At 67.0% G+C, this 18,063-nt stretch carries 17 protein-coding genes; 10 read left to right on the forward strand and 7 right to left on the reverse strand.

Features of this window, described 5'->3' with window-relative positions; all coding sequences use genetic code 11:
- On the forward strand, positions 1 to 792 hold the full coding sequence (locus B9Z03_RS16915) for a heme ABC transporter ATP-binding protein (protein ID WP_085465276.1): 792 nt from the start codon (positions 1 to 3) through the stop codon (positions 790 to 792).
- Positions 793 to 997: 205 nt separating this feature from the next.
- On the opposite strand, the gene rirA is transcribed toward B9Z03_RS16915, so the two are convergent.
- Both rirA and B9Z03_RS16925 read right to left on the reverse strand, forming a co-directional pair.
- Positions 998 to 1,459 (reverse strand): iron-responsive transcriptional regulator RirA, encoded by a 462-nt coding sequence (gene rirA / locus B9Z03_RS16920; RefSeq protein WP_085465277.1) that lies wholly within the window; start codon positions 1,457 to 1,459, stop codon positions 998 to 1,000.
- A gap of 105 nt (positions 1,460 to 1,564) precedes the next feature.
- Positions 1,565 to 3,031, reverse strand: coding sequence for an amidase (locus B9Z03_RS16925; RefSeq protein ID WP_085467715.1), 1,467 nt, complete (start codon positions 3,029 to 3,031; stop codon positions 1,565 to 1,567).
- A 210-nt stretch (positions 3,032 to 3,241) separates the two neighbouring features.
- Here B9Z03_RS16925 and B9Z03_RS16930 point away from each other — a divergent pair, with 210 nt between their 5' ends.
- Positions 3,242 to 3,790 (forward strand): GNAT family N-acetyltransferase, encoded by a 549-nt coding sequence (locus B9Z03_RS16930; protein ID WP_085465278.1) that lies wholly within the window; start codon positions 3,242 to 3,244, stop codon positions 3,788 to 3,790.
- Positions 3,791 to 3,817: 27 nt separating this feature from the next.
- Here the strand turns inward: B9Z03_RS16930 and B9Z03_RS16935 are convergent, their stop codons facing one another.
- Entirely contained in the window at positions 3,818 to 4,498 is a 681-nt protein-coding gene (locus tag B9Z03_RS16935) for an ArsR/SmtB family transcription factor (protein WP_085465279.1), read from the reverse strand.
- A gap of 70 nt (positions 4,499 to 4,568) precedes the next feature.
- Between B9Z03_RS16935 and B9Z03_RS16940 the strand changes: the two genes are divergently transcribed.
- The gene (locus B9Z03_RS16940) at positions 4,569 to 4,790 is read left to right on the forward strand and encodes a DUF1127 domain-containing protein (RefSeq protein WP_085465280.1); all 222 of its coding nucleotides are present in this window, start codon (positions 4,569 to 4,571) and stop codon (positions 4,788 to 4,790) included.
- A 77-nt stretch (positions 4,791 to 4,867) separates the two neighbouring features.
- On the opposite strand, the gene B9Z03_RS16945 is transcribed toward B9Z03_RS16940, so the two are convergent.
- A complete protein-coding gene (locus B9Z03_RS16945) occupies positions 4,868 to 5,347 on the reverse strand; it encodes a phasin family protein (protein ID WP_176247546.1) in 480 nt (159 codons plus the stop codon).
- A gap of 212 nt (positions 5,348 to 5,559) precedes the next feature.
- On the opposite strand from B9Z03_RS16945, the gene B9Z03_RS16950 reads away from it, so the two are divergent.
- The 4 genes from B9Z03_RS16950 (at position 5,560) to B9Z03_RS16965 (ending at position 9,202) form a co-directional block, all read left to right on the forward strand.
- On the forward strand, positions 5,560 to 6,846 hold the full coding sequence (locus B9Z03_RS16950; RefSeq protein WP_085465282.1) for a DUF445 domain-containing protein: 1,287 nt from the start codon (positions 5,560 to 5,562) through the stop codon (positions 6,844 to 6,846).
- Between the two features lie 70 nt (positions 6,847 to 6,916).
- The gene (locus B9Z03_RS16955) at positions 6,917 to 7,348 is read left to right on the forward strand and encodes a phasin family protein (protein ID WP_085465283.1); all 432 of its coding nucleotides are present in this window, start codon (positions 6,917 to 6,919) and stop codon (positions 7,346 to 7,348) included.
- 24 nt (positions 7,349 to 7,372) lie between these two features.
- Positions 7,373 to 8,620 carry an alpha-hydroxy-acid oxidizing protein gene (locus B9Z03_RS16960; protein ID WP_085465284.1) on the forward strand — a complete coding sequence of 416 codons (1,248 nt, stop codon included), beginning with the start codon at positions 7,373 to 7,375 and terminating at the stop codon, positions 8,618 to 8,620.
- A 102-nt stretch (positions 8,621 to 8,722) separates the two neighbouring features.
- A complete protein-coding gene (locus B9Z03_RS16965; protein WP_085465285.1) occupies positions 8,723 to 9,202 on the forward strand; it encodes a MaoC family dehydratase in 480 nt (159 codons plus the stop codon).
- A gap of 187 nt (positions 9,203 to 9,389) precedes the next feature.
- On the opposite strand, the gene recQ is transcribed toward B9Z03_RS16965, so the two are convergent.
- The 3 genes from recQ to B9Z03_RS16980 form a co-directional block, all read right to left on the reverse strand.
- Positions 9,390 to 11,249, reverse strand: a complete 1,860-nt coding sequence (recQ, locus tag B9Z03_RS16970) for a DNA helicase RecQ (RefSeq protein WP_085465286.1) — start codon at positions 11,247 to 11,249, stop codon at positions 9,390 to 9,392.
- Positions 11,250 to 11,392: 143 nt separating this feature from the next.
- On the reverse strand, positions 11,393 to 12,667 hold the full coding sequence (locus tag B9Z03_RS16975; RefSeq protein WP_085465287.1) for a hydroxymethylglutaryl-CoA reductase, degradative: 1,275 nt from the start codon (positions 12,665 to 12,667) through the stop codon (positions 11,393 to 11,395).
- 123 nt (positions 12,668 to 12,790) lie between these two features.
- Positions 12,791 to 14,743 (reverse strand): helix-turn-helix domain-containing protein, encoded by a 1,953-nt coding sequence (locus B9Z03_RS16980; protein WP_176247547.1) that lies wholly within the window; start codon positions 14,741 to 14,743, stop codon positions 12,791 to 12,793.
- Between the two features lie 179 nt (positions 14,744 to 14,922).
- Between B9Z03_RS16980 and B9Z03_RS16985 the strand changes: the two genes are divergently transcribed.
- The 3 genes from B9Z03_RS16985 to B9Z03_RS16995 all read left to right on the forward strand — a co-directional run bounded on the left by B9Z03_RS16985 (position 14,923) and on the right by B9Z03_RS16995 (position 17,942).
- Entirely contained in the window at positions 14,923 to 15,837 is a 915-nt protein-coding gene (locus B9Z03_RS16985; RefSeq protein ID WP_085465289.1) for a hydroxymethylglutaryl-CoA lyase, read from the forward strand.
- A 90-nt stretch (positions 15,838 to 15,927) separates the two neighbouring features.
- The gene (locus B9Z03_RS16990; protein ID WP_085465290.1) at positions 15,928 to 17,169 is read left to right on the forward strand and encodes a CaiB/BaiF CoA transferase family protein; all 1,242 of its coding nucleotides are present in this window, start codon (positions 15,928 to 15,930) and stop codon (positions 17,167 to 17,169) included.
- Positions 17,169 to 17,942 carry an enoyl-CoA hydratase/isomerase family protein gene (locus B9Z03_RS16995; RefSeq protein WP_085465291.1) on the forward strand — a complete coding sequence of 258 codons (774 nt, stop codon included), beginning with the start codon at positions 17,169 to 17,171 and terminating at the stop codon, positions 17,940 to 17,942. Before B9Z03_RS16990 ends, B9Z03_RS16995 begins: the two co-directional genes overlap by 1 nt.
- Positions 17,943 to 18,063: the final 121 nt, after the last annotated feature.

Here is an 18,063-nt window from a genome sequence, read left to right on the forward strand (position 1 = left end):
ATGATCGAGCTCAGCAAGGTTTCGGTCGACATCGGATCGAAGCGGATCGTCTCCGACGTGTCGTTCGCCGCGCAGGCGGGCGAGGTGACGGCGATCGTCGGGCCGAACGGCTCCGGCAAGACGACGCTCCTGAAGGCGATCTCGGGCGAATGGACCTATCACGGCTCGGTCAAGCTCGCCGGCCGTGAGCTGCGGACGATGAAATTGTGGGAAGCGGCGGGCTTCCGCGCCGTGCTGCCGCAGGCGACCACGCTGTCGTTTCCCTTCACCGTGCTCGAAATCGTCCGGCTCGGCCTGACGAGCGGCCGTTCCGGCGTGAGCGGATCGGCGCTGGAGCTGCTGGCCGAGGAGGCGCTGGAACGTGTCGACCTGGCGGGCTTCGCGGGACGGTTCTACCAGGAACTCTCGGGCGGCGAGCAGCAGCGGGTGCAGCTTGCCCGCGTGCTGTGCCAGGTCTGGCAGCCGGTGCTCGACGGCCAGGCGCGCTTCCTGCTGCTCGACGAGCCGGTGTCGAGCCTCGACATCAAGCACCAGCTGATCATCATGGGCATCGCGCGCGACTTCGCCAAAGCCGGCGGCGGCGTGATCGCCATCCTGCACGACCTCAACCTGACGGCGATGTTCGCCGACAGGATCGTGATGATGCACCGGGGCAGGGCGGAGGCGGTCGGACGGCCGGCGGAAGTGCTCGTGGACGAGCGGATCAGCCGGGTGTTCGAATGCGGCCTGCGCGTCGGCGTCACGCCCGCGGCGGGCGCGCCGTTCGTGCTGCCTCAGTCGGCGACGCTGTAGAAAAGACGTTCGTCATGCCGGAGGCCGAAGGCCATCCGGTATCCATTGGCGTGGGCGACTGGAGCGCGGCTTCTTCGCCGTGAATCCGAAACGATAAGACGTCGCAGGTGGAACCCGACCGGGGCCAGTTCTCGGAGAAGAATGGGTCCCGGATGGCCTGCGGCCTCCGGGATGACGTCTGCGGATTGAATATGCCGCCGGGCTTTTATGCCGCGGCGACGGGCTGCGCGGGCTGCGGGATGCCGAGAAGCAGGCGGACGTCGGTCCGATCCTTGACGAGATCCTCGATGGTGAAGCTCTCCAGAACCTCGAAGAAGGCGCCGAGCGCCTTGCGCAGCGCGCTGTTGAGCGCGCAGGAATCGATCAGCGGGCAGTCGACGGCGTCATTCTCAAAGCACTCCGCCATGGCAAAGTTCTCTTCCGTGACGCGCACGACGTCGAACAGGGTGATCTCGGACGCGGCGCGCGCGAGCCTGACGCCACCGTTGCGGCCACGGACGGTCTCCACCAGGCGCGCTTCGACAAGCGGCTGCAAGATCTTGAAAAGAAACAGTTCCGACACGTTGTATGCCGACGCGATCTCGGGAATCCGGCTCAGCCGACCGCTGTTGGCCGCGCAATACATCATGATGCGGACGGCATAGTTGGTCTGACGGGTAAGGCGCATTGGATCGCTTTCCTTGGACGTTCCGGATTTGCCACCGGTTAACGCCTATATGCGCCCCTTTTTGGAATTATTCCAGACTAGATTGAGATAAGCTGACAAAAAAGTTCAACTTAACCTATCTGCTGGGCGGACGCCGCCGCCTCTGCCGGTGGCCGCCTCGTAGGCGGCAGCCGCGCGCAGGACACTGGCATCGCGGCGGGGCGGGCCGACGAGCTGGAAACCCATCGGCCGACCCTGGCCGTCGAAGCCCGCGGGCAGGCTGATGGCCGGGCAGCCGGCCATGGTGGCGAGCGCCGTGACCTCCATCCAGCGATGGTAGCTGTCCATCTTCCGGCCGCCGACCTCGTCCGGCCAGTGGATGTCGACGCTGAACGGAAACACCTGCGCGGTCGGCAGAGCGAGGAAGTCGTAGCGCTCGAACAGGCGCAGCACCGCCTTGTACCATTCGGAGCGGACGACCGAGGCGGCGTGAATGGCCGGGGCCTTGAGATCGAGCGCGCCCTCGATCTCCCAGACGGCTTCGGGCTTGAGCAGCGGCCGGCGCGCCGGATCGTCATAGTGCACCTTGAGCGCACAGCCGCTGGTGGCGTGGCGCAGCGTGATGAACGCCTGCCAGATCCGCTCGAAATCGACGTCGGGGAGATGCGCCTCGACCGAAAGGCCGATCGGCTCGAAGTCGCCAAGTGCGGCCTCGCAGAGCGCCAGAACGCCGTCCTCGGTGGCGAGATGCCCGCCGAGATCGCCGAGCCAGGCGATGCGGCTGCGCTCGAGCGGGCGCGACAGCTGCGCGGTGAAATCGGTGTCGACACCGCCGAGCGACAGCGGCGCGCCCGGCTCGTAGCCCGCCTGCACGGACAGAAGCAGCGCGAGGTCGGCGACGTTGCGGGCCATCGGGCCTTCGACGCCCATCTGGCTGATGAACAGTTCGCCGCCCGGGCCGCTGGGCACAAGACCCTGCGAGGGGCGGAAGCCGTAGATGTTGTTCCAGGCGGCGGGATTGCGCAGCGAGCCGCCCATGTCGCTGCCATCGGCGAGCGGAACCATGTGCAGCGCGGTGGCCACCGCCGCGCCGCCGCTCGATCCGCCCGATGTGAGGTTCTGGTCGAAGGCGTTGCGGGTCGGGCCGAACACCTCGTTGTAGGTCTGCGAGCCGAAGCCGAATTCCGGCACGTTGGTCTTGCCGATGAAGATGGCGCCGGCGGCGCGCATGCGGGCGACGAAGAAATCGTCTTCCGCAGGCACGAAATCCGCGAAGATGCGCGAGCCGAAGGTGGTCCGCAGCCCCCTGGTGCCGGCGATGTCCTTCACTGCCATCGGCAGGCCGAAGAGCGGGCCCGCCGCGCCGCCTGCCGCCAGGTGCCTGTCGGCCGCATCGGCCTCGGCGAGGATCTCGGCGCGCGGGCGCAGCGACACGATCGCGTTGACCGCCGGATTGACCGCCTCGATGCGGTCGAGGAATGCCTCGGAGACCTGTCGGCACGAAAGGTCGCGGGCGCGGATCTTCCGGGCGAGTTCGACGGCGTCGAGGCTGCAGATCGGGCCGGGCGCGGGGAAGGGCATCGTGGTCATCATGCCGACTGGATGCGCGAACGGCAGGCCGCTTGTCAATTTCCGCTTTCGGCTCGAACCGCGAGGCTTTGTGCGACGTCCTGTTGACGGTGCGTCGCCGCGAGAAATCATGCATGGTATATATACCGACTTGAATTTTATTGTGCGCTGCACAATATCAGCGCCGACGACACGTCGATGACTCGCGGGAGGAACACCACGAGGATCGCGCCCATGATGAAGACCAGGCACTCGCACTCCAAGCTCACAGGACAGATCCGCCAGTTGCGGCCGTCCGACCTTGCGAATTTTCGCGAGCACCTGCTGCGGCTCGACCCGGAAAGCCGGCGCGACCGCTTCAACGGGATGACGGACGATGTCTTCGTCGCCTCCTATGCCGCGCGCTGCTTCTCGCAGGGCGCCACCGTGATCGGCTATGTCGAGAATGGCGAGGTGCATGGCGCTGCCGAACTGCATGAGCGCCCGGACCTCGACCCGCCGACCGGCGAGATCGCCTTCTCGGTGGAGCGGCACCTGCAGCACAAGGGCATCGGCAGCCAGCTGTTCAAGCGCCTGATCGGCCACGCGCTGGCGCTGGGCTATGAGAGCCTGCGCGTCACCACGCATCCGAACAACCAGGCGATGAAGTCGCTGGCGCGCAAGTTCGACGCGAATCTGCACTTCGAGGACGGCGAGACCGTCGGCTCGATCGACCTCACCGGCATGCACATGTCATTCACGACGCACCTGCCCACGGGCAGCGTCATCCGCGCGGTCGTCTGACGACAAGTCGCGCGGGAGCCGGCAGGTCTATCCAAATGCGCCAAAGAGGCGCCTAAAACTGAGGTTGCCTTCCGGACTGAAGCTCACCACGCGGTTGCCGGCGTCGCGGGCCCAGCGGCGCTCGACCATTTTCTCGAGCATTGCCGCTCCCAGTGCGCCGCCGAGATGGTTGCGCCGCTCGCTCCAGTCGAGGCAGGCGCGGCAGACCGGACGCCTGCCGCGCTCGAGCGCGTCCAGGTCGACACCGAACTCCGTGACGAAGGCACGGCCGGGTTCGCTCAGGCGCAGGACATCCTCCCCCTCGATGAAGCCGCGCGCCTCCATTGCCGTGAGCATCGCGACGCCGCGCTCGCCGGCGAGGTGATCGTAGCAGCGGCGCGCCTGGCGCAGCGCCGTGTCCTTCGGGCCGGTGCGCACGCGCGTCGCGCCCATGCGCGCCGCAAGTCCCGTCAGCCCCTCGATCACCTGTGCGACGTCGGCGCCCGAGAGCCGGTAATATCGATGGCGGCCCTGCTTTTCAGCCTTGAGCAGGCCTGCCGCCTCCAGTTTCGTCAGATGGCCGCTGGCGGTCGGCAGCGCGACATGCGCGGCTTCCGCCAGTTCCGACACGGTCAGCGCACGGCCGTCCATCAGCGCCGTGAGCATGTTGGCACGGGCAGGATCGCCGATCAGCGCAGCGATCGTGGAGATCACGGGACCTTCTTTCATAGTTTGATGCTAACCGAAGTATGATCGTGTCGCAACGCGTATTCTCCGGCAATCGAACCGGAGAATACACATGATGAGATCGACAGCGATGGCGGTCGCGACGGCGGCCGGCAGCGCCGGAAGGGCGCTTGCCGACATTGGCGCAAACGCCTTCGCGCTGCTGTGCCTGGCATTTGCCCGGTCACGGCAGCGCCGCGCATTGGCGGAACTGGACGAGCGCCTGCTGCGCGATATCGGCCGCACCGCAGAAGAAGCCCGACGCGAAGCGGCCAAGCCGGCCTGGCGCGGTTGACCCATGCACAAACCCCGCCGGATCGCTCCGGCGGGGTTTTTCTTGATGCGAACTGCTGTTGACGCGGGACGCTACGCTTACGCGGCCTTCTTGGTGTAGAGGGCCGAAATCTCGGACTGGATGGTCTTGGCGCCGTCGACGGCAGCCACGCGGGCGGCCTCGGCGGCTTCGCGGGCGCGCTCGAAGTTCGAGCGGGCGCTGTCGCGGACATAGTCGACCTGGATCTGCGCCGCCTCGTTGAGCGATTTGGCAGTCGCGACTTTCTCGACCGTGGCGAGCGCGTGGCGGACATTGGCGAGCGAGGCTTCGACAAGCCCGCGGGTGAAATCGGCATAGCCGCTGACGAGCGAGGTCGCGAAGGTCTCGGCGCGATGCGTGGCGCTCTTGACGTCCTCGTGCAGGTTTTCCGCGCGCTCCTGAGCGTCGGTTGCCATGCGCTTGACGAAGTCGCGCGCGGCGGCGGGAACTTCCATTTTCGACTGAACGGTTTCGACGGCTTCGGACAGCGCCGACATGGCGTCCTGGGCGACGGAAGCGGGATTGGTGGCCTTGGCCATGATATTCTCCATCCTCATAAAGGGAGCAACGGGGTCGCCTCGTTCACCATGACCCGAGGCTTAGCCGGCATATAGGTCGGCTATTGTGCATTGCAACATAAGATTTGTGTGCACTGCAAAAAATACCGTGATTGCAGCGCCCGGCGAAGGGCAGGGGTGGCGCGCATGGCCGCGGACGCCTAGATCACGACGGACCAGCCGGATCGCATTCCATGCAGGACATCGCCAGCACTTCTGCGCTCTCCGCGCCCGACGCGGCAAAACTGGCCGCGCTGCGGCGGATGAAGGCGCTCGCCACCGGCATGCTCGTGCTGTGCCTGATCGTGTTCCTCCTGGCGCGCAGCTTCGAGGCGTCGGTTCCCGCACTCGCCTTCGTGGCGGCCTTCACGGAGGCGGCGATGATCGGCGGGCTGGCGGACTGGTATGCGGTCGTGGCGCTGTTCCGGCGGCCGCTCGGCCTGCCGATCCCGCACACGGCGATCATCCCCTCGAACCAGGAGCGCATTGCCGACAATCTCGGCCATTTCATCGAGCAGAATTTCCTCGCGCCGGACCCGGTGAGCCGCAAGCTGCGCGAGGTGGATTTCGCCGCGCTGGTGGCGGACTGGCTGGCGGAACCGGAGCGCGCGCAAAGCCTGTCGCGCTTCGTGGCGCGGCTGGTGCCGCAGGCGGTAACGGCGATCGAAGGCTCGGGCCTGAGGGAGTTCGTGGCGCAGCGCGTCACCGAGCAGATCGAGAAGGTGCAGGTGGCGCCGCTGGCGGCGGAGCTTTTGACCGCCTTCGCCGACGAGCGGCGGCACCAGAGGCTGCTCGACGAGATCGTGAAAGTGCTGGCGCGCTTCCTCAACGACCAAGAGGCGCTGGACGCGCTGCGCGACAGGATCCGCGACGAACTGCCCTCGCTGGCGAAGCTGTTCCGGGCGGACGCCTATCTCCTGAAGAAGATCGTACTTGCGGCCGGCGCGCTGCTGGACGAGGTGAAGGCCGATCCGGACCATCCGATGCGGGCCGAGTTCGACCGCTTCGTCGAAGGGTTCGTCGAGAAGCTCAGGACGTCGAAGGCCTATGCGAAGCGGGCGGAGACGCTGAAGCGCGACTTCCTCGCCCGGCCGGAGCTGCGCGACCTGGCTCAGGACATGTGGCAGGGGTTCCGCACGTTCCTCGAGCAGGATGCGCGCTCGGAGACCTCGATGATCCGCACTCACATGGCGTCGCTCTTCGTCGACATCGGCCGCCAGCTCGCGGCGGACCCGGCGATCCGCGCCGACATGAACGCCGGCTTCGTGGTGGCGCTGTCCTCCTTCGTGGAGAGCCAGAAGAGCGGCGTGTCGCGCTTCATCGCCGACCAGGTGAAGGGCTGGGATCTCGGCCAGCTCACCCAACTGATCGAGATCAATGTCGGGCGCGACCTGCAGTTCATCCGCTTCAACGGCATGCTGGTGGGCGGACTGGCGGGGCTGGCGCTGCATGTCGGCGAACTGCTGATCTTCGGCAATTGACCTTCCCCGGCCATGGCCTAATCTGGTCCGGCGCGGCACGGAATGCGAGGCCGCGAGACGGGAGGACGAGATGGCGAAAAAGACCGACAACGGGTCGTTCATCGACATGTTCAAGAGCTTCGGCGAGGAGCTGAAGATGCCGAGCGTCGATGTCGACAAGATCATCGAACATCACCGCAAGAACCTCGAGACGCTGGAGAAGACCGCCAAGGCCGCGACCGCGGGTGCCTCGAGCCTGATGGACAAGCAGCGCCGCATCCTCGAGGAGACGCTGCGCGAGGTGAGCGACATGGCGCAGGATTTCCGCGCCTCCGGCGGTCCGCAGGAGCTGATGAGCAAGCAGGCGGATTTCGCCAGGCGCTCGTTCGAGACCGCGGTCAAGAACGCCAGCGAGATGGCCGACGTGGTGCGCAAATCCTCCACCGAGACGATCGAGATCCTCCGCGACCGCATCAAGGAGGCGATGGAGGAGATCCGCGAGGGGATGGAGCGGAAGAAGTAGGCCGGTCCCGATCAGGGGGAAGCCATGACTTCGCCGTCTCCCGGCCGCCTGCGCCAGATGCAGATCTACGTGCCCGGCGTGGGCGGGGCGAGGCCGCTCGTGCCGGTGGCGCCCGATGCGCTGGAGGCGAAGGCCGCCGCGGCGATGAGCCCGGACGCGGCCGCCTACATCGTCGGCGGCGCGGGCATGGAATCCACGATGCGCGCCAACCGCGCCGCCTTCGAGCGGCACCGCTTCGTGCCGCGGGTGCTGAACGACGTCTCGACGCGCGACCTGTCGGTCGAGCTGTTCGGGCGCAGGCATGCGGCACCCGTGCTGCTCGCGCCGGTCGGCGTGCTGGAAATGGTGCATCCCGAGGCCGATCTCGCCGTGGCACGCGCGGCCGCGGCCGAGGGCATCGGCTACGTCTTCTCCAATCAGGCCTCGGTGGCGATGGAGAAGACGGCGGCCGCGATGGGATCGGCGCCGCGCTGGTTCCAGCTCTACTGGTCGAGCGACGACGCCTTTGTGCAATCGCTCGTCGGCCGAGCGGAAAGCTGCGGCTGCGAGGCGATCGTGGTGACGCTCGACACGACGCTGCTCGGCTGGCGGCCGCGCGACCTCGACAAGGCCTCTCTGCCCTTCCTGAAGGGGCAGGGGCTGGCGCAATATCTCTCCGACCCGGTGTTCCGCGCCGCGATCCCGGCCAAAGCGCCCGAGACCGGCGTGAAGCCGAGGGGGCTGGGGGTGATAGAGGCGCTGCTGAGCCTGCGCCGCAAGGGCAAGGCGTTCGACCTGTCGATCGGCCAGGTGCGCGCGGCGGTCGGGCATTTCGTGGCGACCTATTCGCGACCCGATCTGACCTGGGCCGACATTGCGCGGTTGCGGGCGATGACGAAGCTGCCGATCCTGCTGAAAGGCGTGCGCCATGCCGACGATGCGAGGCTGGCGAAAGAGCACGGCGTCGACGGCCTGGTGGTTTCGAACCATGGCGGCAGGCAGGTGGACGGCGAGATCGCGACGCTCGACGCCCTGCCGGGCGTGGTGGCCGCTGCTGGCGAAATGCCGGTGCTGATGGATTCAGGCATCCGCTCCGGCGCGGACATGGCGAAGGCGCTGGCGCTGGGCGCCCGTGCCGTCCTGCTCGGGCGGCCTTACGTCTACGGCCTCGCGCTGGCGGGGGAGGCGGGCGTGGGCGAGGTGATCCGCAACGTCATTGCCGAGTTCGACCTGACGCTCGCGCTGATCGGCCGGACACGGGCGACGGAGCTTGGGCCGGAGTGTCTCGAATAGGCCGCGTCTCATTCACTGACATGAAAGAACGCCGGCCGCTTTGCAGAAGGGCCCGAGGGGTCTAGATGCCTGCGGGCTGAAAAAGCTTACAGGAGAGTCTGCATGGCGAAGGTGACATTCGACGGCCTCAAGGGCATGGTCGGGCAGGAACTCGGCGTGTCGTCCTGGGTGACGATCGACCAGAAGATGATCGACGCCTTCGCCGATACGACCAATGACCATCAGTGGATCCATGTCGACGTCGATCGCGCCCGGCGGGAGGCCCCGACGAAGTCGACCATCGCGCATGGCTACCTGACGCTGTCGCTGGTCGCCTCGCTGTTCTACGAGATCGACGCCACGCCGGACGGCACGGCGGCGGCCTTCAATTACGGGCTCGACAAGGTGCGCTTCATCAATCCGGTCAGGGCAGGTTCCCGCGTGCGCCTGCGCTCGACGCTTGTCTCCTTCGAGGAGAAGTCGCCGGGCCAGTTCCTGATGAAGGCCAGCAGCACGGTGGAGATCGAGGGCGAGCAGAAGCCGGCGCTGATCGCCGAGACGCTGGTGCTGTTCGTCAGGGACAGCGTGGCCGCAGAGGGGTGACGGGGGCCGTTGGCGGGCCTGGCGGACACACCATCACGCGTCATTCCGGGGCCGCGCAGCGGAACCCGGGATCCAGGTTGCCGCCGCCGGCCAACTTGTCCTAGTCCGACAATCCGCAATCCCCAGGTCTGTCCTCTGGATTCCGGGTTCGCTACGCGCCCCGGAATGACGGCGTAAGGTTTGGCGCCTATCGTTCGTGCTGCCGGATCACCTTCAGGAACGCGTCGCCGTAGCGCTCAAGCTTCGACTGGCCGACGCCGGAAATGCCGAGCAGCGCGTCGCGGTTCGTCGGGCGCTCGGTCGCGAAGGCGACGAGCGTCGTGTCCGGAAAGACGACATAGGGCGGGACCGCAAGTTCCTTCGCGATCGTGAGGCGCGCGGCGCGCAAGGCCTCGAAGAGCTCCATGTCGGCTTCCTCCAGCGCGGACCTCGCCGTGGTCGAGCGCGGCGACGCGCCTCGCGATGCCTTTGCCGTGGTCGGACGGTCCTTGCGGAAGCGCACCTCGCGCTCGCGCCGGAAGACGGGCCGGGCCTCCGGCTCCAGCCTCAGCGCGCCGAAGGCGCCGTGGTCGACGCTGACGAGGCCGGCCGCGAGAAGCTGGCGGTAGACCGACTGCCAGGTCTTGGCGGGAATGTCCTTGCCGGCGCCGAAGACCGGCATCTCGGCATGGCCGAAGCGGATGGTCTTCTCGTTGCGGTTGCCCATGAGAACGTCGATCAGGTGGCCCGCGCCGAAGCGCTCGCCGGTGCGGTAGATCGCGGCCATCGCCTTGATGGCGGCCTCCGTCCCGTCCCAGGTCTCGACCGGCCTGAGGCAGGTGTCGCAATTGCCGCAGCCGCCCCTGTGCGCCTCGCCGAAATGGGCGAGGATCGCCTGCCGGCGGCAGCCGGGCGTCTCGCAGATGGCGAGCAGCGCGTCGAGCTTGGCGCGCTCGACGCGCTTGACGTCGTCGCCGGCGGTTCCCTCGTCGATCATGCGGCGGCGCTGGATGACGTCGGCCATGCCGTAGGTCATCCACGCGTCGGACGGCAGCCCGTCGCGACCGGCGCGGCCGGTTTCCTGATAGTAGGCCTCGACCGAGCCCGGCAGGTCGAGATGGGCGACGTAGCGCACGTTCGGCTTGTCGATGCCCATACCGAAGGCGACGGTGGCGACCAGGCACAGGTCTTCCTGTCGGAGGAAGGCGTCCTGGTTGGCGTCGCGGACGGCGCGGTCCATGCCGGCATGGTAGGGCAGGGTCCGGATGCCCTGCGCGGAAAGCCACTCGGCCGTGTCCTCGACCTTGGCGCGCGACAGGCAGTAGACGATGCCGGAAGAACCCTTGTGGCGCGACAGGAACCGCAGCAACTGCTGGCGCGGCTGGTCGCGCTCGACGATCTCGTAGGCGATGTTCGGCCGGTCGAACGAGGTCGTGAACACCTCGGCGGAGCGCAGCTCCAGCCTGTCGATGATGTCCTCGCGGGTGTGCGGGTCGGCCGTCGCCGTCAGCGCGATGCGCGGCACGCCGGGATATTGCGCGGCGAGCTGGCCGAGTTCGCGATACTCCGGGCGGAAATCGTGCCCCCACTGCGACACGCAATGCGCCTCGTCGATGGCGAAGAGCGCGATCCGGGCGTTGCCGATCAGCTCCTTGAAGGCGGGCGTGACGATGCGCTCCGGCGTGACGTAGAGAAGGTCGAGCTCGCCCCGGGAGATCGAGCGGCGCACCTCGACATATTCGTCGCGCGTCAGCGAGGAGTTGAGCGCCGCGGCGCGGACGCCGAGCTGCTTCAAGGCTTCCACCTGGTCGCGCATCAGCGCGATCAGCGGCGACACGACGATGCCGACGCCGGGCCGGCACAGCGCCGGGATCTGGAAGCAGAGCGACTTTCCCGCGCCAGTGGGGAACAGGACGACCGCATCGCCGCCCGCCACGACGCGCTCGACGACGGCGGCCTGCTTGCCGCGGAACGAGGCATAGCCATAGACCCGCTTCAGCACGCCGAGCGGATTTTCCGTCCCTTCGCTGCCAAACAACGGATCGATACGGCCCTGGACCTGCGGCATGGAATCGCTTTCGTGAGGACCCGCTTATGGCACAGGTCCCGCCACGGTCGCGAGCTTTGGGGCGAGGAGGGCGATACCGGCGACAAGGTCGCCCAGATTCCGCACTGTCCGAAGGACAGGGCCTCGCCGTCCTGTTCCGATTGCTAGCGGCCGGACTGCCGAAGCTCCGCAAGAACGGTCTGCGCCTTGTCGAGGCGAACGTGGCCTTCGTCCTTGAGGCGGGCCACCACCTTTTCGATCTCGTCGCCATCGGCGCCGGCGGCGACGGCGATGTTGCGGGCGTGCAGCGACATGTGGCCCTTCTGAATCCCCTCGGCGGCCAAGGCGCGCAGCGCGCCGGTGTTCTGGGCGAGCCCGACGGCGACGATGATCTCGGCGAGTTCCTGGGCGCCCTTGACGCCCAGCAGCTTGACGGCCGCCTGGGCCACCGGATGGGTCTTGGTGGCGCCGCCGACCAGGCCGACGGCCATCGGAAGCTCCAGCGTGCCGACGAGATTGCCGGCGTCGTCCTTCTCGTAGTGCGACAGGGAGGTGTAGCGGCCGCCCGCCGCGGCATGGGAGTGCGCGCCGGCTTCCACCGCGCGTGTGTCGTTGCCGGTCGCCAGCACGACGGCGGTGATGCCGTTCATGATGCCCTTGTTGTGCGTCGCCGCGCGATAGGGATCGGCCGCCGCGAAGGCGTAGGCGTCGATGATGCCGTCAACGACGTCCGGCCCGCCGAGCGCCTGGCAGTCGTAGGTGGCGCGCACGCGCGCAAGCCGCAGGTCCGCCTTGTTGGACAGGATACGCAGGCGGACGCGGCCGCAGGCGATCTGCGCGACAAGCGGCGCAAGCGCCTCGGCCATGGTGTTCACCGCATTGGCCCCCATGGCGTCGCGGACGTCGACGATCAGGTGCAAAACGACATAGGTCTTGTCGGCAACATTGACGATGCGCACCTCGATGTCCTTCGCGCCGCCGCCGAGCTTCACCAGCAGCGGGTCCTGCTCGTTGGCGAGATCGAGGAGGTCCTGCCGCCGCTCGTAGAGCCTGAGGCGGGCCGCCTGGGGATCCTTCGCGCCGACCACCTGGATCTGCGAGATCATGATCGGCTGGTCGCTCGACGCCCAGAACCCGCCATGCAGGCGCGCGACGGAGGCCATGTTGCTCGCCGCCGCGACGACGGAAGGTTCTTCCGTCGCCATCGGGATCAGGTAGTCGCGTCCGTTGATGGTGAAGTTGGCGGCGACGCCGAGCGGAATCGACAGCGTGCCGACGACGTTCTCGATCATGCGGTCGGCGATCGCCAGCATCTTGCCGTCCGCCGTGACCATGCTCGCGAGCTCGCCTTCGGGCAGGCCGGACCGTTCGACGATGGCCTTGAAGCGTTCCGGCGGCGAGAGCTTGTAGAACCCCGGAATGCGGCTGTTGACGGACATGAAAACGAGTCTCCCAGTGTGCATTTTCCCGGAACCTAAGTGGGTCTCCGCGCCGGGAACAATGTGCAGCGCTTACACCTGGGGTTCGCTTCTTTGTGGCTTCGTCACAGCGACGATGCGCGGTCAGGCGGCCTGACCGAGGATATGAAGACGCAGCGCAATGTGGACCTCGAGGGTCTTCGAGGGATCGGCCCAGTCCGGGTTGATCAGCGAGATCGTGTCGAGCCGCTGGCGCATCGTGTTGACGTGGATGCCCAGCATCTCGGCGGCCTTCTGCGCACTGCGCCCGGCGTCGAGATAGGCAAGCAGGGTGGCTGCGAGCTGGCTCTTGCGCCTTTCGTCATGTTCGATCAGGGAGCCGATCGTGGAGCGCAGGAACAGGTCGACCGCGTTCTCGCCCTTGTTGTGGAACAGGAGCGCGTAGACCGACAGGGTCTTCTCGAACACCACCCGGCCGTGCTGGTTGAGGCCGCGCATCAGGCCGAAGCATCGGCGCAGGCTTTCATACTCGGCCGGCACCTTGTCCAGCGTGGCGATCGGGTCGGAAATGACGATGCTGAGCCTGTGGCCGAACGCTTCTTCCAGCTTTTCCGATATGCGGTTGGCGAGAGCGCCGGGCTCCGGGGCGTTGGTAACGATTGCGAGGTCGCCGTTGAACTCTGCGAAGATCGTGTCGCGTCCGGCGAGCGTCGAGCGCAGCGCGGAGGAGGCCTGGGCCGAGGTGATCGTGGCAAGTTCGACCAGCATCACCGTCACCGGCCACGACAGGCTGATGCCGGAAGGCAGCCGCCGCGCGCTTTCGGGCGAGAACGGATCGGTGGTGCCTCGCAGCAGCGCCGAAACAGTGTCGGCGACGTTCCGGTGCGCGATCTGCGCGATCCTGTCGAGGGAAAGCAGCACGATGCCGGTCACGATCGCGCTGCGCTCCAGCGTGCGCGTCTCGGGCGCCGATAGAGGCCTGTTGCGGGTGAAGACGAGGGCGCCGAGCCGCGCCGAGCCGCCCATGACGGCCGTGACCACCGTGACGCTGCCGTCGGCTGCCGGAAGCGAGACCGCCCGGCCGATGCGGTCGCTCTCGCGCACGGCCTTGGCGAGCGCGTCGTCCGAGAGACGATCCGCCACGGCGCCCGAAATGAGGTTCCGGCTCTCGTCGACGACGCCGGCCTGACCCTTGAGCAGGTTCGAGACCCGGTTCACCAGGTCGTCCAGCGAGCCGCCGCGCGCGATCAGTTCGGTCAGCTGCTCGTGCGCCACCGCGGCCTGCTCGATGTCGTCGGCCTTTGTCCGGAGCGCAGCATTGGCCTCCTTCGCCAGGAGGAGCGCGCGCTGCGCCTCTTCGAGCAGCCGCGCATTCTCGATCGCAAGCGCGGCGAAGGTGCCGAGGGAGGAAAGAACCGCCATTTCCTGCGGCGTGTAGGACCGGACATAGCGGTCTCCCACGAAGAGGACGCCCATGACATAGGCTTCCAGTTCGAGCGGAATGCCCAGGATGGAGACGATGCCTTCGCCGCGGATGGCCCGGTCGATTCCCGCGTCATGGTCGAAATTGTGATCGCCGGAATAGTTGCTGGAATAGAACGGCCGCCTCGTGCGGGCGACGCTGCCGCAGACGCCGATGTTGCGCGGCACGCGGATGCGGGCGAAATCCTGCGAGACGACGCCTTCCGTCGTGCGCACGAAGAAATCGCCGTGCTCCTCGTCCGCCGCCGACAGGTAAGCGATGTCGCTGCCCACGAGTTGCCTTGCCCGCTGCACGATCGCCTGCAGGATCTGGTCCGTGTCGCGCAGCGCCGACAGGTCGCGCGCCGTGGCATAGAGGGCCGAAAGCTCGATCTCGCGCTTGCGCTTCAGTTCGAAATTGTCGCGCAGACGCATGGTGATGGCGATAGCGTCGCCGATCGCTTCGGCCAGCTCTTCGCCCCAGGCGACGTTTCTCGCGTCGGCGGTCAGCTTCTCGAAGCTCGAAAGCGGCGCGTTGCCGTCGAGAAGGTCGAGCAGGCGGCGATAGTAGAGGATGGCCGCCGCGCTTCCGCTCGCCTGGGGGTCGACAGGCATGACGCCAACAGCATCGTTCATCCGCTCCTCCATCACGGCGGCCCGCCTTCTGCCGTGCGGCCTGCCTCTGCACTGACACACCGGACGGCCATAGGGAATGTAGATGTTCGACATAGACAAAGGCAATTTATGTGACAAAAAGATATTCTGCTGCCGCTGCCGTTCGACATAGTGTCGCGCAGGAATATCGGAGGAGCGGCATGCCGGAGAGTGTACGGATCGTCGAGGTCGGCCCGCGAGACGGTCTTCAGAACGAGAAGATCGCCGTTCCGGTTGCGGCAAGGATCGAACTGATCAACCGACTCGCCGCGGCGGGGCTTCGCTCGATCGAGGTCGGCAGCTTCGTCTCTCCGAAGCGCATCCCGCAGATGCTCGGCACCGACGAGGTCGTCAGGCAGCTGCCGGTGGACGGCGAGGTCCGCTATCCGGTGCTGGTACCGAATCAGCAGGGCATGGCCGCAGCACTCGACGCCGGCGCAAGGGAGGTGGCGATCTTCGCCTCGGCGTCCGAGACCTTCTCCGCAAAGAACATAAACTGCTCGATCGCCGAGAGCATCGAGCGGTTCGGCCCGGTCGTCGACATGGCAAAGGCGAATGGCGTCGCAGTACGCGGCTATGTGTCTTGTGTGCTGGGATGTCCTTACGAGGGGGCGGTGGCGACAGGGGCGGTGGTTTCGCTGTCGCGGCGACTCGCCGACCTCGGCTGCTACGAGGTCTCGCTCGGAGACACGATCGGCATCGGCACGCCGCGGCAGGCACGCCAGGTCATCCACGCCGTTGCGCAGGAGATCGGAGCCGGCGCGGTGGCGCTCCACTTCCACGACACGCGCGGCCAGGCGCTGGCCAATATTCTCGCCTGCCTCGAGGAGGGCGTGACCGTTATCGACAGCGCGGTCGCCGGGCTGGGCGGCTGCCCCTACGCGCCCGGCGCGTCCGGAAACGTTTCGACCGAGGATCTCCTGTTCATGCTGCATGGAATGGGCGTGACGACCGGCGTCGACCTCGGTGCCCTCGTCGAGGCGGGCCGCTTCATCTCGGCCGCGCTCGGTCGGGCCACCGGTTCGAAAGTGGCGCAGGCAATGATCGCAGGCGGCGCTTCAGTGCCAGCCATGTGACAAATTCACGTCCATGCCATTGTTCGGTGTGGCGATGAGACATTGTTAGCGTCAGCGTCATCGCGAAGAATTGCTCCCAGGGAGGAATATATGTCGGAAGAATTTGCAGCCGCCGGAGCCGGGATCACCGGGTCCGGTCCCCTGAAGGGCGTCACCGTACTCGACATAACGCGGGTCGTGGCCGGCCCGTTCTGCTCCATGCTTTTGGCCGATCTCGGCGCGACGGTGATCAAGGTCGAGCATCCCGACGATCCCGACTATGCGCGGACGTTCCCGCCCTTCGTCTCCGGGGATGACGAGGAATTCAGCGCCTTCTTCACGCAGTTCAACCGCAACAAGCTCGGCATTACGCTCGACATGAAGTCGGCCGAGGGCAAGACGCTGCTGCGCAAGCTGGTGCGCCGCGCCGACGTGCTGGTCGAGAATTTCCGGCCGGGGACCATGGATCGCCTCGGCCTCGGCTACGAGGTGCTGAAGAAGGAGAACCCGCGCCTGATCTACACGGCGATCAGCGGGTTCGGACGCACCGGCCCGAACGCCTCGCGCCCCTCTTACGACAACACCGGCCAGGCGGCCGGCGGCCTATGGTCGATGAACGGCTATGCCGACCGGCCGCCGGTGCGCGTCGGCACGATCATCGGCGACCTGGCGGCGTCGCTCTACGCCGCGATCGGAACGCTGGCTGCGCTGCGCGAGGCCGAGCGCGGCGGCGAGGGGCAGGTGGTCGACATCTCGCAGCAGGATTCCGTGCTGACGCTGACGGAAAACGCGGTGGTGCGCTACACGACGCAGGGAGACGTCGCGTCGCCGCTCGGCAACGATCATCCATTCGTGCGTCCCTACGGCCAGTTTCCCTGCAAGGACGGCTACGTTTTCTTCGGCGGCTACACCGACAAGTTCTGGAAGATCACCTGCGAGCTGTTCGGCGAGCCGGAGGTCGCCAACGATCCCGAAATCGATACGATGGAAAAGCGCTTCGATCGCGACGTCGCCGAGCGGCGCGTCAAGCCGATCCTGGAGCGCTGGTTCAGCAAATACACCAAGGTCGAGCTGGAGGAGCTGGCGGGCGACCGTGTCCCGCTCAGCGCGATCAAGACCATCGCGGAGGTGGTGGAGGACCCGCACATCGCGGCCCGCGACATGATCGTCAAGGTTCCGGTCGCCGGCAAGCTGGTGCGCATGTTCGGGCTGCCGATCAAGCTTTCCGGCACGCCCGGCAATGCCTGCGCCAAGGCGCCGAACCCCGGCGAGCACAACACGTTCGTCTATTCGCGGCTGGTGGGCCTGACGCCGGAGGAAGTGCGCAAGCTGTCGGACGAGGGGGTCATCTGATGGCGATCGAAGTGCACAGTTCCGGCCATGTCGCGACCATCCGTCTTGCGCGTCCCGAGAAGCTGAACGCCCTCTCGCTGGCGATGTACGAGGATCTGGGCAAGGCCTTCGTGGCTGTGCGGGACGATGACGAGATCCGAGTGGTCGTCCTGGCGGGGGCCGGCGAACGCGCATTCTGTGTCGGCGCCGACCTGACGGAATCGATCCCGGCTTTGGCGAGCGACCGTTTCGACATCAGCGCCTGGGATCCGGCCCATCTCAAGGGGCAGAAGTTCTACAAGCCGATCGTCTGCGCGGTGCGCGGCCTGTGCCTCGGCGGCGGCTTCGAGATCATGCTGGCGACCGACATCCGCATCGCCTCCACCGACGCCGTGTTCCAGCTTCCAGAACCAAGCCACGGCTTCGTGCCCGCCGGCGGCACGCTGGTGAGGCTGGTCCGCCAGATCGGCTACGCCCACGCCATGGAGATCCTGCTCTCGGCGCGGCGCTTCACGGCGGATGAAATGGTGGCGAAGGGCGTCGTCAACCAGGTCGTCGCGCCGGAGCGGGTCGAGCCGCTGGCCCTCGAGATCGCGGCCGGGATCGCCGCCCTCAGCCCGACGGCGATCCAGACCATCAAGGAAGCCGCCCTCACGCTGCAGGACCTGCCCCTGGACGAGGCCTTCGCCGAAGAAGCCAGGCTTGGGCAGCGCACTTTCACCAGCGAAGACGCCAAGCGCGGGCTGCGCGCCTTCGCCGAACGCGCGGCGGGCTCGGGCGGGAGGCAGGGATGATCGGACAGCAGACCAACACGGCGGTGTGGCCGTCGCCCGCGAGCCTTCTCCAGGGGCCGCGGTCCGCTAGCCGCTGTGTCGCTCCTCCGGTGCGGCCGAGGCACCCGTGGTCTTCCACGCC

It is taken from the genome of Mesorhizobium australicum (genome assembly GCF_900177325.1).
GTDB classification, from domain to species: Bacteria; Pseudomonadota; Alphaproteobacteria; order Rhizobiales; family Rhizobiaceae; genus Mesorhizobium_A; species Mesorhizobium_A australicum_A.